Source organism: Ruegeria sp. BE9 (assembly GCF_056538765.1).
Genome location: NZ_JBQFTS010000001.1, coordinates 1,106,335 through 1,121,432 on the forward strand (window position 1 = coordinate 1,106,335; position 15,098 = coordinate 1,121,432).

At 53.3% G+C, this 15,098-nt stretch carries 15 protein-coding genes and 1 tRNA gene; 5 read left to right on the forward strand and 11 right to left on the reverse strand.

All coding sequences use genetic code 11. The features are described 5' to 3' along the window. Positions 1–21: 21 nt before the first annotated feature. The gene (locus ACR0EO_RS05340; protein ID WP_480687719.1) at positions 22–996 is read right to left on the reverse strand and encodes a Gfo/Idh/MocA family protein; all 975 of its coding nucleotides are present in this window, start codon (positions 994–996) and stop codon (positions 22–24) included. A 152-nt stretch (positions 997–1,148) separates the two neighbouring features. Here ACR0EO_RS05340 and ACR0EO_RS05345 point away from each other — a divergent pair, with 152 nt between their 5' ends. Both ACR0EO_RS05345 and ACR0EO_RS05350 read left to right on the forward strand, forming a co-directional pair. Further along, the gene (locus ACR0EO_RS05345) at positions 1,149–2,327 is read left to right on the forward strand and encodes a dipeptidase (RefSeq protein WP_480687721.1); all 1,179 of its coding nucleotides are present in this window, start codon (positions 1,149–1,151) and stop codon (positions 2,325–2,327) included. Positions 2,328–2,533: 206 nt separating this feature from the next. After that, positions 2,534–3,613 (forward strand): fasciclin domain-containing protein, encoded by a 1,080-nt coding sequence (locus tag ACR0EO_RS05350; protein WP_480687723.1) that lies wholly within the window; start codon positions 2,534–2,536, stop codon positions 3,611–3,613. Between the two features lie 51 nt (positions 3,614–3,664). On the opposite strand, the gene rpoH is transcribed toward ACR0EO_RS05350, so the two are convergent. Next, the gene (gene rpoH, locus ACR0EO_RS05355) at positions 3,665–4,561 is read right to left on the reverse strand and encodes an RNA polymerase sigma factor RpoH (RefSeq protein WP_480687725.1); all 897 of its coding nucleotides are present in this window, start codon (positions 4,559–4,561) and stop codon (positions 3,665–3,667) included. 146 nt (positions 4,562–4,707) lie between these two features. Next, positions 4,708–5,742: an RluA family pseudouridine synthase gene (locus ACR0EO_RS05360; protein WP_480687727.1), complete on the reverse strand. Its 1,035-nt coding sequence runs from the start codon at positions 5,740–5,742 to the stop codon at positions 4,708–4,710. Between ACR0EO_RS05360 and ACR0EO_RS05365 the strand changes: the two genes are divergently transcribed. After that, positions 5,741–6,046 carry a DUF6476 family protein gene (locus tag ACR0EO_RS05365; RefSeq protein WP_480687729.1) on the forward strand — a complete coding sequence of 102 codons (306 nt, stop codon included), beginning with the start codon at positions 5,741–5,743 and terminating at the stop codon, positions 6,044–6,046. The genes ACR0EO_RS05360 and ACR0EO_RS05365 overlap by 2 nt on opposite strands. A gap of 3 nt (positions 6,047–6,049) precedes the next feature. On the opposite strand, the gene ACR0EO_RS05370 is transcribed toward ACR0EO_RS05365, so the two are convergent. From ACR0EO_RS05370 to ACR0EO_RS05400, 7 genes are all read right to left on the reverse strand, one after another. Then, a complete protein-coding gene (locus ACR0EO_RS05370; protein ID WP_480687731.1) occupies positions 6,050–7,033 on the reverse strand; it encodes a hypothetical protein in 984 nt (327 codons plus the stop codon). A 31-nt stretch (positions 7,034–7,064) separates the two neighbouring features. Further along, on the reverse strand, positions 7,065–8,063 hold the full coding sequence (locus ACR0EO_RS05375; RefSeq protein ID WP_480687733.1) for a glycosyltransferase family 2 protein: 999 nt from the start codon (positions 8,061–8,063) through the stop codon (positions 7,065–7,067). A 133-nt stretch (positions 8,064–8,196) separates the two neighbouring features. Continuing rightward, on the reverse strand, positions 8,197–10,191 hold the full coding sequence (locus ACR0EO_RS05380) for a tetratricopeptide repeat protein (RefSeq protein WP_480687735.1): 1,995 nt from the start codon (positions 10,189–10,191) through the stop codon (positions 8,197–8,199). Beyond that, a complete protein-coding gene (locus ACR0EO_RS05385; RefSeq protein WP_480687737.1) occupies positions 10,188–11,129 on the reverse strand; it encodes a hypothetical protein in 942 nt (313 codons plus the stop codon). The genes ACR0EO_RS05380 and ACR0EO_RS05385 overlap by 4 nt, the downstream gene beginning before the upstream one ends. A gap of 5 nt (positions 11,130–11,134) precedes the next feature. After that, positions 11,135–12,118, reverse strand: a complete 984-nt coding sequence (locus ACR0EO_RS05390) for a glycosyltransferase family 2 protein (protein WP_480687739.1) — start codon at positions 12,116–12,118, stop codon at positions 11,135–11,137. A 148-nt stretch (positions 12,119–12,266) separates the two neighbouring features. Then, a tRNA-Leu gene (locus ACR0EO_RS05395) sits at positions 12,267–12,353 on the reverse strand. After that, the gene (locus tag ACR0EO_RS05400) at positions 12,318–12,449 is read right to left on the reverse strand and encodes a hypothetical protein (protein ID WP_480687740.1); all 132 of its coding nucleotides are present in this window, start codon (positions 12,447–12,449) and stop codon (positions 12,318–12,320) included. Before ACR0EO_RS05400 ends, ACR0EO_RS05395 begins: the two co-directional genes overlap by 36 nt. A gap of 45 nt (positions 12,450–12,494) precedes the next feature. Between ACR0EO_RS05400 and ACR0EO_RS05405 the strand changes: the two genes are divergently transcribed. Then, positions 12,495–13,154, forward strand: a complete 660-nt coding sequence (locus tag ACR0EO_RS05405; RefSeq protein WP_480687742.1) for a DsbA family oxidoreductase — start codon at positions 12,495–12,497, stop codon at positions 13,152–13,154. Positions 13,155–13,193: 39 nt separating this feature from the next. Further along, the gene (lipB, locus tag ACR0EO_RS05410) at positions 13,194–13,850 is read left to right on the forward strand and encodes a lipoyl(octanoyl) transferase LipB (protein ID WP_480687744.1); all 657 of its coding nucleotides are present in this window, start codon (positions 13,194–13,196) and stop codon (positions 13,848–13,850) included. 302 nt (positions 13,851–14,152) lie between these two features. Here lipB and ACR0EO_RS05415 read toward each other — a convergent pair whose 3' ends face one another. Then, a complete protein-coding gene (locus tag ACR0EO_RS05415) occupies positions 14,153–15,097 on the reverse strand; it encodes a cation diffusion facilitator family transporter (RefSeq protein WP_480687746.1) in 945 nt (314 codons plus the stop codon). Position 15,098 lies beyond the last annotated feature (1 nt).

Here is a 15,098-nt window from a genome sequence, read left to right on the forward strand (position 1 = left end):
GCTGCGCGTAGCATGGCAAGTTCAGAGCGAAACTGCCCCCTCGAACACACGGTCAATCATTTCTTGAGTTCCGCGCGAGAATTCCAACGAACAGGGATAGTCCGCGTCCCCACGAATAGACCTACAAAACGCCTCCACCTGCAATTTGTAATGATCATCGCCGGGGAAACGGGTGACCTGAACTTCAAGCCCCGGGCGGTGCAGCTCTACTCGCGCTTCACCAAAAACCCTTGCGTTGAAAGGTGCCGTTAGGCGGATTACACCGCCTTCTCCGTGAAACACCATTTCCTGATAGGGGTGCATCCTGATCGAAACATAGCTGGAATACGTAAAGTCAGGGAATTGCGCGCGAATTTCGGTAAAGGTGTCGATACCGTCCTCCCACCGAATTGCGGATTCAACCTGAACCGGCTCTTGTCCTGTCGCGAAGCGAGCACTGCCGATCACGTACACGCCGATATCGCGCAATCCACCACCGCCAGTCTCGGCACGGTTGCGGATGTTTCCGGTGTCCGAACGATTGTCGAAACTAAAGGCACCAGTCACATGCACCAACTTGCCGATCGCGCCGTCAGCGATCAATTTCCGCACAAAGTGCCACTGCGGATGATGGACGATCATATAGGCTTCGGCCGCCAGTAGCCCTGTCTGATCTCGCTTTTGGATAAGCGGTTCAAACTCGGCAGCGGTCATGGTCATCGGCTTTTCACACAACACGTGTTTACCTGCATCCAACGCCTTAAGGCTCCATTCCACATGCAAATGGTTGGGCAACGGAATATAAACGGCCTCAATTTCGGGATCAGCCAACAAGGTTTCATAGCTGTCGAACACAGTCAATTCTGGGCAGAACGCTTGAAAAGGTTCAGCTTTTGCGGCGTTCGACGTGGCCAGCCCAGTAAGTCGAGCGCCATCTGCCGCGTGAATCGCTGGTGCCATGTACTGACGCGCAAATTTTGCCGCCCCTAAAACACCCCATTGAACTGGTTTTTGCATAGCCCCCTCCAACTCCGGTTACTGTCGCGAATCTGCAAGTTACCGCTAACAAGCTGATTGATGACTTCTCTAGCAATGAAACGACGTAAAGTCAGGCTTTTCTGCGAACACGACCTCCTTAATCTGCACCCAATGTCAGGGAGGACGATCACATGCGGAAGGTTTTGAAATGGTCAGGGTGCCTACTGCTCTTGGCGCTTGTCGCAGGAGTGATTGGTTTCTTTGTCTTTTTGCCACCTTACATCGAATCTGAACGCAATAACGTCATCGACCACGCACCATACGAGGTCTCAGAAAATGCGGCTGCACTGCACGAAACATTGATCGTTGGAGACCTGCACGCCGACCCTCTGCTTTGGAGCCGCGATCTAACAGAGCGAGGAACACGTGGACAGGTCGATATTCCTCGCCTGATAGAAGGCAACGTGGCTCTTCAGGTTTTCACAGCTGTAACTAAATCTCCGGCGGGGCAAAACTACGAGGCAAACTCCGCCGAAGCGTTCGACAACATAACTCTTCTCGCAATCGGACAACTCTGGCCGCTGCGCACCTGGGACAGCCTGAAAGAACGCGCGATTTATCAAGCTGAAAAACTGCACCAGTTCGAGGCAGCTTCTGACGGTCATCTAAAAGTCGTCAAGACGCGCGCAGACTTGGACGCCGTTTTGGAGGCTCGGGCTGCGGGTCAACCTGTTGTGGGCGGCATACTGGGAATTGAAGGCGCTCACGCTCTAGAAGGTAATCTGGCCCACCTAGATCCGCTCTTTGACGCCGGTCATCGCGTCTTTGGCCTGCAACATTTCTTCGACAATGAGCTTGGAGGATCACTTCACGGGCAAGATAACTCGGGACTGACCGAGTTTGGACGTCAGGTCGTGACTGAGCTCGCGCAGCGTCCTGTCGTGATTGACCTCGCCCATTCCAGCCCACAGGTTGCCCGAGATGTGATCAACATGACCGACGTTCCACTTATCGTCAGCCACGGCGGTCTTCATGGTTTTTGCCCCGTTAAGAGAAACTACCCAGATGACCTGATGCAAGAGGTTGCGGCTACCGGCGGCGTAATCGGAATGGGGTATTGGGCAGACGTGACATGTGGGGACATTGCTCCATCAGGAATTGCGAAAATGATCAAAGCCGCTATTGAAACCGTGGGTGAGGACCACGTTTCGTTGGGCTCGGATTATGACGGCTCTGTCGAAACTGCGTTTGACACGTCAGAACTAGCCGCGCTGACCTCGGCATTATTGGACCAAGGCTTGACAGAAGAGCAGATCCGCAAGGTCATGGGTGACAACATGGTAAGAGTTTTCAGGCAACAATTGCAGTAGTCCAACACCAACCCGTAAGACATTGTAATCCTAAGACTAAGCCTCATTCTATCGGATCGAGAAAACTCTTTTCCTGATCTAAGAATTCGAATTTCTTGATCCGACTTCCCACCCTCTCCGTAGAAAAGTCATCACAAGGGAGAAGAGCTTGTCCTGTGGGCCTTCTCCCGTTCAGTGGCGAAAAACAGGGTGGGAGATGAACAGATATGCCAGAGATGACTGATCCACTAACGATTACCGGAACCGTGCTCAAAGTGAGTGGTGATCCGGGAACTTTCGACCATAACGGCGATGACTTCGACATCTTGCGTGAGGCCGTGATCGCAGCTGGTCTTGCCGAGGCGCTGGACGACCCGAACGCAGAACTCACAGTCTTTGCCCCGAAAGATTCAGCCTTTATCGCCCTAGCTCAGGCTCTAGGTTACGAGGGTTCAGATGAAGCAGGCTCGCTGGGTCACATCGTGAAAGCTCTGACCCTGTTGGGCGGAGGTGACCCTATTCCGCTTCTTACCAACATACTCAAATACCACGTGGTGGACGGCGAGTTTACCAAAGACGCGGTAGTTGGTCTTGGCGACGGGGCACACATTGAAACCTTGCTGGGCTCCTCAGTAAACCTGAACCTGCTAAGCCATCCACCGAGCCTTGAGGACGCTGATCCGGGCGTTGCTGATCCGGGACTAGTCGCCTTTGATATCGGGGCCTCTAACGGGATTATTCACGTTCTGGACGGCGTGCTTTTGCCTGTTTCAGTGACCGGAATTCTTGGTCAAAAGAACACCGATTTCATTATCGGAGATGACTCGGACGAGTTTCACTTCACAGGCCGCGGAAATGATTTCGTACTCGGCGCTGGCGGCAATGACGTCATTGGCGCAGGTCGAGGGGACGACGTTGCCCTGGGTGGTGCTGGAAATGACAAGATTTTCGGAGGTCGCGGCCAGGACATCCTTCGCGGGGATGAGGGACATGACAAAATCTTTGGTGGTAAAGGCAACGACATCGTAGATGGCGGTGCGGACGACGACATTCTGTTCGGCGGTCGAGGTCACGACACCTTTATTTTTGAGGAAGGTGATGGCGAAGATCTCATCATGGACTTCAAGGTCGGTAAGGACAAAATTGACCTCAGCGGATATGAGGGCATCACAAGCTTTGCGGACATCGAAGATCATATCTCTGGCAGGTTCTTCAAAACATCCATTGATTTGGGCGACGGCGACAGCATCGACCTTCTGGGTGTAAGGGCAGGTCAACTATCCGAAAGCGATTTTGTCTTCGCATAAAGAAAAAGCCCGCCAGTTTTGGCGGGCTTTCCATTTGGTATCATAGAACACTTAGACAGTGCCGAGCATTCCCTTTTCGCGTGCCAGTTCACGCATCTTTTTCTGCAGCTTTTCAAAGGCGCGTACCTCAATCTGACGAATACGCTCACGGCTTACATTGTACTGCGTGCTCAGTTCTTCCAACGTTACAGGTTGATCCATCAGACGGCGTTGAGTGAGAATGTCCTTTTCCCGGTCGTTAAGAACGTCCAGAGCAGCTGCCAGCAACTCGCGCCGCGCATCCAATTCGTCGCGCGCCTCATAATCACCAGCCTGGTCAGCGTCTTCATCCTCAAGCCAATCCTGCCATTGCATGGTGCCTTCACCTTCGGACCCAACGGTCGCGTTCAGCGAGGCGTCACCACCGGACATCCGGCGGTTCATGCTGATGACTTCTTCCTCTGTCACGCCCAGATCATTCGCGATCTGCTTAACGTTCTCTGGACGCATGTCGCCCTCTTCCAGAGCACCAATGCGCGCCTTCGCTTTACGAAGGTTGAAGAACAGCTTTTTCTGCGCAGAAGTCGTTCCCAGTTTAACCAGTGACCACGACCTCAGGATGTACTCCTGAATAGAGGCTCGAATCCACCACATCGCATAGGTTGCCAGACGGAAACCCTTCTCTGGGTCAAACCGTTTTACGGCCTGCATGAGACCCACGTTAGCCTCGGAAATCACCTCGGCCTGCGGCAGACCATAGCCACGGTAACCCATAGCTATTTTGGCCGCCAACCTCAGGTGCGATGTGACCATTTTATGAGCTGCTTCAGTATCTTGCTCTTCCACCCAGCGTTTCGCCAGCATGTACTCTTCTTCCGGTTCCAGAAGCGGAAACTTACGAATTTCCTGCATATAGCGGTTCAGGCCGCCTTCCGGCGTCGGCGCGGGGAGGTTTGCGTAATTTGCCATGTTTCATGTCCCTCCGACAAATGTTTATGTTGTTAACATAGGATATGGGTTTTGGTCCCGATCCGTTCAAGAGGTACCGTTAACAGTTTGAGATTAACGTTTGATAAAGGAAAGCTAAGAAATTGTTATTCACGTAACTTTGCGCATTATGACAGCGGTGCACGAAGCCGTTCAATCAAATTTTCCATGTCTTTCGGCAAACTCGCTTCAAACCTCAGATTTTCGCCGGTTACGGGATGCTCAAAACCCAGAACGGCTGCGTGAAGCGCCTGACGTGGAAAGGCACGCACAGCTTCAGCGACAACTGAACTGAACGCTTTGGCGGCCAGTTTACGCTTTCCACCGTAAACCGGGTCACCCACCAACCCGTGACCCGCATGTGCCAAATGCACGCGGATTTGATGTGTTCGACCGGTTTCCAACCAGCATTCGACCAGCGCCAACCCTGCCGGAGATCCGAACGTTTCGACGACGCGGGCGCGTGTTACGGCATGGCGTCCACCATGAAAGTAAACCGCCTGCCTTTGCCGATCCGTTTTGTGCCGGGCCAATTGCGTCGTCAGACGCATGATGTTTCCCGGCTCAAAGCTGACCCCTTTGACACCTCGCAAGCGTGGGTCATTGGCATCGGGGACTCCATAACAGATTGCGCGATAGTAACGCTCGACAGTGTGCGCTTCGAACTGAGCAGCCAAACCATGATGTGCCGCGTCAGATTTTGCCACTACTAGTAGTCCGCTTGTTTCTTTGTCGATCCGATGAACAATTCCAGGGCGTTTAACCCCGCCGACACCCGACAACTCATCACCGCAATGATGCAACAATGCATTTACAAGCGTTCCACTGGGCGATCCGGGCGCAGGATGAACGACCATACCTGCCGGCTTGTTTATGACGATAAGGTCATCGTCTTCAAAGACCACCTCCAAAGGGATATCTTCAGGCCCGATGTGACTGTCTTCGGCTTCGGCCATGGTAATTTGCACTGACGCGCCCACGGCTACCTTGGCTTTAGGGTCACGGACTTCGGCGCCGTCAATCAACACGGCCCCCTCATCGATCAGTTTTGCAAGCCGGGTCCGCGACAGGCTTTCCTCGGGTGGAACATCACGCGAAAGCGCCTTATCAAGGCGTGGCGGCGGGTCGGCCGCAATCTGAAACTCAATCTGACGGGTGCCCATGACTGTCCCTTCCGAACCCCAAGAACCGCTGGAAACGCCACAGCTTCGCCTGCTGCGGAGAATGGTCATGCTGTTGACCGCGGTGATGATTGGCGGGGTTCTAGTGACATTCGCGCTGATTGTCATCCGGCTATCGGACAGAACACCCACCCTGCCCGATCAAGTTGAGCTACCAGACGGCGCCAGAGCGCAGGCTGTGACCATCGGCAATAACTGGTACGCAGTCGTAACAGATGACAATCGCATCCTCATCTTTGACAAAACGACCGGCCGGCAACGTCAGGAAATTGTAATCGAGCCATAAGGCTCAGCTTTCCAACGCCATCCTAAAAACAATTTCGGACGCTTGGCGCAAGGCATCATATTCTTCGGCTGTGTCACGACGAAACTGCTGATCTTCGGCGCTTAGTTCAACCGGGCTAAAAAGTTGCGGACGGTCTGGAAAGAACTCTTGCTGAAATGGGGCGTCCGCTCTGGCTAAGGTCTCGTCCAGCCACGCGCGTTCATCTGGCTCAAGAACATCATATCGTCGAACCATGACTGGATCGTCAGAAACGCGGCGGCGAAGTCGCCTACTCTCTTTTCGACCTAAAGCGCTGGACACAATACCAAACGCCTCGCTTGCGGCACGGGACTGAGAAGGGTTCGAAGACTGCCCCGTAGTCGCACCTTCTGGCATAGCCACGCCGATCCGCGACATGAAGTCATTCACCACATGGCCTTGGACCATTTCTGATCGATCATACAACACGGGAATTACACTCACGCCCGGGAACGCCAGCCGAACCTTTAATAGCTTCGCCGTGTAGCTAAAGGCTTCGGGATCGGAACGAATCTCCGCCAATCGTTCTCGGACAAAACTCGTTGCCCCGCGGTTCCAACGGCCGTTCTTTGCGCGTTGCTTGTACGATGCTTCGAAAAAGTCCGAATAACGGCGACAGTAGAACGTGATACGCATGTCCCGCGATGGGATATCGGCGAAAATCTCAGCCAACCTATTCTGATCGCAAGAGTATAGCATCTCAGAGGACACCAAGCAGGCCTTGTCCGCGTGCGCTTGATACTCGGTTGCCATCAACTCCCGAAACGGGTCCACAGAGCCTTGGGTTTGATTGATATGGAATGCGATTATGTTGTGGCTAATTGCCAAACGCGATTTCCGTTCGAGCCTACGTCGTCCAGCCTCCATATAATGCAACCCCGCCTCGGAGAGGCTGGAAGTGTTGTTGCGAACAAAAGCCTGAAGCGCGGTTGTGCCCGTTTTGGGCATTCCCATATGCAGCCAAAGCATCAGACGCCTCCTGTTTCAGACCTTGTGAAGCTCATGCTTCGTGTTTGACAACAGCCCCGGCAGTCATCTGCTGCATCAGGTCCTGCATTTCAGGTTGTTCACGCAGTTTGGCAACCTGCTGGCGGTGTTGATCACAGGACATATGATGCAGCCGAGCAGTTTCCGCATCTGACAGCATTTCGTAATAATACTCGCGCTTACGCTCCAGTATGGCGTCGATTGAGCTTTCTTCCTCGGCGTTCTGGTTCATCATGCTCCAGTATTCCATTCCAAGGCTTTCACCCAAATGATGGGCGCGACCGCGCAGTTTTTTAACCAAATAGCTTTCGCAGGATTTCAGCGCGTAGTGGTTGATTTGAACCAGATCATAACCGAGTGATACCCGTGTAGAACGCCAACTACTGGTGTAGTAGCTTTCAGGCATTAATTCACCTGACCCATTGTACCAGTGGCACTCTTCCATTGTTTCGACGGCGGGTCGTTTTGGCCTATGAACCCCCAACGCGTCCCATAGTCCCCGCTGAAACATTGTCTTGAACCCCCAAGCCTGAGATGGTCGAGGTTTCCATTCGGGGGCAGCCATCCGAAATTGATCGGTCAGGAAGCGGTCCTGGTAACCGACAACCCCCGCGTTCCCAAAGAGACGCCATGTCATCGAAATCGTTTTCGCATCCGGGATGGCGTCGGTCAGGGCGCGCAGTGTGTGGTCACCGGTTTTGACATTGACATGCTCATCCGCGTCAATCACCAGCACCCAGTCCTGGGGTCGAGCAATTTCCATCTTAAGGAATTTCTTGTAAGCCCTTTTTTGCGGGCTGGTCTGACGGCGAGAGTTGTTATCAACATGGGTCACGATGCCGCGCTCATCCAATCGCTTAAGCAAGGCGTCGGTACCATCTGTGCAATCGTTGGTCATCACGACGATCTTGTCGACCCCGATCGCGCGGTTATGCGCCACCCATTCCAGAATAAATGGGCCTTCGTTCTTCATTGGGGTCACGCTGATGTATTGGGGGTCTTGATCAGACACATTTAGCCTCGTGTTTTACCGCTTATTGAATTTGCGCCCGAAATCCTGCGGTTTGCGCTCGGTTCACACCCTAGGCCTACTGGCCTCAGCAACCAAGAGCAATTCATAAGCGATCTAAGGGCGTGTGCCATTCTCATCTTGTTCGCGCCAATTGATTTGCAAAACGTTTGAACGGCGGAAATAGGTCATGCGCTTTTTTGAGATACGGCCGAGCTTTGCCTTTGTTCCCGCGCCGAAGATGAATTTGACCAGCCATACCCTGAATCGAGGCGGTCGCCTCATCCAAATCTGCCGCTTGCAGAATTTGGTTCTCGCCTTGCTCTGACGCACCGGACCTTTCAAGGAACCGCCCCATCGCAAAAATCAGGAACGGATTTTCCGGATCGCAGGCCAATGCATTGGCCATCGAAAGACGCGCCGACTGCACGTCACCTTCGCCTTCGAATAGCTCCGCTAAGCGTTTGTGATAAAGAGGTTTTTCAGTGTACTCTGAGACTACACCCTTCATGACATCAATGGCTTTGTGGCGTGACGTTTCACCTGTATACACGCGCAATACAGCCTCAAAACTCTTCTTACGAGGGTCATTGGCATCAATCCCACCAGCCCTTTCCAAGCTTTCTGCCAGTGACGCTAACCTCGCCTGATTGCTAAACAGCCGCTTTGCTTTTTGATCCAGCGCTAGGTCCGACCAATCAAAGAGCAAGAAGTCAAAGTTGCAGGGCAACCTGATAAGCGCTTTCCGTTGGGCTACGTGAGAATTGAAGTTGAACCAAGGCCTTCTGAGCTCTCTTTGCAATGACCAATCAGTTGGCGGTAGCACACGCAATGCAAGTTGGTCCCTGTAAAAAGCACGAGACCCGAGCACAACAACGTCGGGACGCATAGGTTTTGCCCAATATGCCTGGCTGAATGAACGGGCTGCACGCCATCTTTTCTTTAGTCTGCCTAGAATGGCGCATCGCAATGCACACAAAACTGCGTAATCTTCCGGCCACAGATTGTCGTTCTTCAAGGCCTCTTCGGTCATTGCAAGCGCATCCCGCCACCTACCCAGGTAGAAGAGATTAAGAGCTTGAAGCAATGGCAAAAAGGCGTTGTCCGCTCCATCTTTTAGGAGTGGTTCAGCAAGGTCCAACGCCTCTTGCGAACGGTCTTCCGATCCGAACCGGAACAAGTGGAACAGCGCCTTTGCGTAAATGTGAGAGGCTTCAGAAACACTTAGAAACTCACTACTCCCAGACCTCAGTCGCTGAACAACGCGCTCATTGGCGTCCTGCATTTCCTCTTCATCCAGAACATCGCGGAACACTTTGCGCTGCTGACCGGAAATACGGGCGGCTGCCATTGAAAAAGCCGAGATAACAGGCGCAATTACCTGATCAGCCCGAGACATCGTAAACAGTTCCAGAAAATCACGCTGAGCGCGTGTCATGCCAGAGACATCGGCAATATCCGACATCTGCAACAAGTGCGGGTGTCTTTCCTGAAACCGGGCGATCAGTTCAGGCTGGTCGGAAAACATGATGGCCGTCTGCCCTTTGGACTTCGCCAAATGGGCCTCGTACAGCTCTTCGGGTTCAATCTTTGCGGGCCAAGTCGTGTGCTTCCACGGTAGCCCGTTCAAAATATCGCCTCGCCTGATGTGATAGGCCGACACACCCTGCCCCGTCAGCTTTTCATCAGCCCGGTTCATGATGGCGCGAATTTCGTCCGTAAAGCCGATCTGATGAATGAAATCCCGGTATCTTGGGCGGATCCTTTCAATATCCTCCCAGGGGAAAGCGAGCACCTCGAACCCTTCCTCGACCAAGATCGATCGCCCGGCGTTGAGATGAGCCAACAATCGGTCCGGAGATTTGTCCCCTTGAAACGCCCAGATGGGCAATGCGTCATTGCTCAGACGGTCAAATTCATCCGAACTGAGAAAGGTGGACCGCATCCAGGTCTCTGAAAACAACTCTTCCGGATTGTCCAACTCTGGTGCGTCCGCACCCTGAGGAAACCAGTTCACCTTGTAAGAAGTTTCAAAATCTTCGGCCAGGCGAATACAGGTCAGCATCATCAACAGACGTGCCCCCATTCGATCCTTACGCTGACCGATAAACACGCCTTTTGCCGGCGTCATGCCTCCTCCTCGGCCCCGGCCAATGCAGCGCGGCGCAGTTTCCGGAACCTTTGCCTTGCCTGACGCACCAGCGTCGGGTGGCTCTCTTGAGCCAAGGCCTCGATGGCGCGCATGACCATCGGCAAGCGACGCCTGGCACGCATCATCCGATAGAACTCGGTGGGTTCCAAAGACCCTTCCATCGATTTCTGCATAACCGGTTTAAGAATATCGAGCTTGCGCAACATCGGAGCCGCGAAATGGTTTGAAAACCAAGTCTTGAGCAAAATCACATTGTCGCCCTGCAGTCTCTGGACCTGACGACGGTCCAGATCGAAAAAAGGATCGTAGAAAACATAAGCTTTTTGCGCCTTTTTGACTGTCTCAGCCGCATCCCCCAAAGGCAGGTCCCAGTCTTGGACTTGACCGAAACGGTACCGGGTTTCCCACGGTACAAGCCTCTCATCCAGCGAAGTTTGAGGATTGAACGCAATTACATGCGCTCCAGGAACGAGTTCGGAAAACGTCAGCGCACCAAACCCACCCATAGAGGCACCGGCGAATACAACCTGATCGTATTTTTCGAAAAAGCCTTCGGCGGCACGGTTCTGGAAGTACGAGATGATCTCGGGGTCTCGATACCAAGCCTTCGTACGCGCAAAGATTCCCATATGGGACCAACCTTCGTCGCGAAAAAACCTCCAACCCCACGGTTCACGTGCAAAGGACAGGTCGTTTGCATTGGCAATGTTATCAAAGCTCACTACCAATTTAGACGCTGATCTTTGGTGAAACAGCACCGAGTGACGATCAAGCTTTTGAAGAAATCCTGCTCCGTCGCCACCGGGATAAAGTTCCACGAACCAAGGTGGTGCGGGGTCGGTCAGAATACGCTCGTACCCCGTTTTGCGATCAGGGTGTTCGGGTTTCTGCTGCTCTTTTGAAAGGTCGTTTGCCATGGTCCTCAAACGAGATTGTCCGCCAGCCACACCCGAAAGTCCACCCAGTCTGGCCGCATCTTAATTTCCGAGATTTTCGCCCTGTGCCAATCACAAGACTGCGAATGAAGAGGACCCAAAACTTCGTCCGCTTTCAGTTCATCCAACAAAGGTGCCGCCCGTCGCGCAATTGGCAGGATCGATTGGTCGGTCTCTTTATTGACATTCATGTCCCGCCAATATGCCTGCCCCTGATCCACCCTGATATGATTTGTGCGCCCACGGTCGCGCTTAACCAGAAAGCCATCCAGCGACCGGACCGAGTAGTGATGCAGGCGACCAAGCGAATGATCGAAGCCCTTCCAAGCTCTCCAGCCAATGTTTTCAGTAGGAAACAGCTTCCCTCCAGCATCCGACCACGCGATTTCGGCTTCTTTACCCTCTTCAATACCCTTCGGGCGATGCGGGCCAAATCGTGTGAATTTGCCGTTGTTGCGGAACAGAGTTTTTAACCCAGAGGCACGCCCAGAGTGATATGGAAACTCTTGATCGCCCACCGAGAAAGCCTCGGTCACGGGCTTGTCTTCAAAACTCACATTGCCGGAACTGCCAAACAGCTTCCACGCGAATGAGATGGCATCGACCGGCTGCCCTGCACGTTGCTCGACCTCGGCGATCAGAGCGCCAAAGCTGTTGTCTGCATGACGAATGTTCCAGAATTCATCCACGTCCAGACACATCAACCAATCAGCCTCTTTGACCTTCGACTGCCGTCGTGCGCGGCGCAACATTTGGTGTTGGGGGTTACCACCCTCTTTCACCTCGTTTGGAACATGGGTTGCTACCCCAAGCTCTTGAAGCCTGCGTGCGATATCATCTGTGCCGTCATCGCAATCGTTGGTGAAGATAACAAAATGGTCGACCCCAAGCGTTTTATGGAACGCGACCCACTCCAGCATATACGGGCCTTCGTTCTTCATCGTGGTGAACACGGTAATGGCCTGAGACATTAGTACCTTCCCAACTTGCGCTGACTTTCGTCATACACAACCCCGAAGGTCCGGGCGAGACTGGAAATGTATATATCTACAAACGCAGACAAACTGGTGCACGCCTACACCCGGCGGGCCCGTTTAGCTTTCAATTTTCTAGAAAGAATGGTGCGGTCGAGAAGACTCGAACTTCCACGGGAGTTACCCCACAGCGACCTCAACGCTGCGCGTCTACCAATTCCGCCACGACCGCACTGCCATTGGCTTGGTAGAGGCGCGTATAGACGCTGAAGATCAGGATGTGAAGAGGCAAAAAACACACCGGTTTGAATTCCTTCCGGACGTTCATATCTATACCACCAAACTATACCCCATCCCCACAAGGAACGCGATCATGACTGCGCCAGATCCCCGCCCAATCGTTCAAATCGACATTGTCTCAGATGTTGTTTGTCCGTGGTGCATTGTCGGGTTCCGACAGCTTGATCAGGCACTGCAGCAACAAAATGTGCTCGCGCGTCTCCGCTGGCATCCGTTCGAGCTAAACCCAACCATGGCGCCGGAAGGCCAAAACCTGCGCGAACACATAATGGAAAAGTACGGATCGACACCGGAACAGAGCCAGCAAGCACGGGAACGGCTCACGCAGCTTGGGCGGGAACTAGGTTTCACATTCAACTTCGACGATGACAGCCGAATGGTTAATACGTTCAAGGCACATCAGTTGCTCGACTGGGCGGAATCACAAGGACGTCAGCATCCATTAAAGCTGGCCTTGTTCGAGGCTTACTTTACTGATCAGAAGGATGTGTCCCAGATCGATACCCTTATGGACGTCGTCGCAAAAGCCGGTCTGGACCAAGACGCCGCACGCTCGGCTCTCGAATCTGGAGCGCATGCCGGGTCAGTGCGAGAAAGACAGCAGTTTTGGACCAGCCGCGGTATTTCGGGGGTTCCGTCAATGGTGTTTGGAGGGAAATACCTGCTGACCGGGGCACAGGGTACAGAAACTTATGCGCAGGTCCTGCAGCGCTGCCTAACCGAGGCCGCCTGACCCCTTCCCCTTACAGCACCTGCGCGATATGGAACCCAAATGGAATGGAAGATCACAGACGGGCTGACCGACTATAACGATGCCGTCGCCTTTATGGAGGCGCGCGTGGCTGCAATTGCTGCGGGCGAAGCAGACGAATGTGTATGGCTGCTGGAGCATCCCCCTCTTTACACAGCGGGAACGTCGGCACGGATCGAGGATTTGACTGACCCAGACCGTTTCCCAGTATACGAAGCCAAACGCGGCGGTGAGTACACGTATCATGGGCCAGGCCAACGCGTCGCTTATGTCATGCTGGACCTAAACAAACGCGGCAGAGACGTTCGGGGTTTTGTTAAACAGCTCGAAGGTTGGGTGGTCGCTGCACTGTCAGAATTCAACGTTCACGGTGAAATTCGCGATGGGCGCGTGGGTGTTTGGGTTCGTCGCGATGACAAGCCGCTGACGGCTTCGGGCAAACCTGCAGAAGACAAAATTGCGGCCATTGGATTGCGTCTGCGCAAGTGGGTGAGCTTCCACGGCATTTCGGTAAATGTTGAACCCGACCTTGAACACTTCTCAGGAATCGTTCCCTGCGGCATCACTGAATATGGGGTGACCTCGTTGGTTGATCTTGGATTGCCGGTGACGATGGCCGATATCGACGCCGCTTTGCGCAAGACTTTCGATGAGGTTTTCGAACAAACCGACGCCTGAGTATCGCTTGGTGCAGCAAGTTCGAATCGTCTTTAAGTCAGTGCAACGTTTACAATCGCAAGCTGAGAATGGCTTTGTTTCCATACTGGAGGCTAATCGCCGGTTAGGTACACTATTCTCGGTGATTAATAACAAAAAACTAACTCAAATGAATACAAAACACGCTTTTTAGGATAGTCTTAACGAACCGTTCTTGAGTGAGTGGTGTGTTAACCGGTGATCCCCAGGCTGCCTAGGGAATCGGAAAAGTGTTTGGTTACGAGTCTGCCGTTCCGACCCCAAATCGGAACGGCAATTCTCATTCAGCCACCATGCGAACAAACGTGACCAAATCTGGGAGGCGATTGTCGGGATGCGCTGACACGCTCCAGCTCCAAGGTGACGTGGCCAATGCCGAACTGAGAAGTCAGCATCTCTCTTACCTCTTGCCGAACACTTTCGGCATCCACCCATACAGGAGTGTCGATCTCCAAATGCGCTGTCAGGGCAGGCTCGCGTTCTTGCATGCTCCACAAATGAATGTGGTGAACGCCCGCAACACCAGTCGTTCGCTCGATGGCAACGGCAACGTCTTCGGGATTCAAATCAGGCGGTGCACCGAGCATGAGTACACGGGTTGTCTCCCCTATCTCGGACTTAACGTGCCAAAGGATGTACACCGAAATCAGAATTGTCACCACGGGGTCAACCCAGGTCCAATTCAGCAAGATCACGGCTGCACCAGCAATGATTACCGCGACGGAACCGAGAGCATCAGCCAGATTGTGAATGAACGCGGCACGAATATTCATACTGTCTTTGGACATTGTATAAGTCAGTGCAGCGGTGATGAGATCAACAATCAGAGCCAACGCAGCAATCCAGACAACTACCCAACCGTTAACCGGCTCTGGCTGGAAAATCCGCATGACACCTTCGTAGAACAGATAGACAGAAAGAACGATCAGCGTGGTGTAGTTAACCAGAGCAGCGACCACTTCAGCGCGTCCGTAGCCGAAACTCATTCGTGGGTCGGCCGGGCGCCTCGCGATTTTGCGCGCAAAAAAAGCGATGATTAGCGCAATAGCGTCCGAGAAGTTGTGCAGGGCGTCCGCAATCAGGGCCAGCGATCCCGAAAGAACACCGCCTATCAACTGCGCCACGGTCAACAGAAGGTTGACCGCGATCGCTCCCGCGACACGCAAATCCCCTGCGTCTGGGTCAACGTGGTGGTGACTGTGTCCAGCGTGGGTGTGTTGATGTGCCATA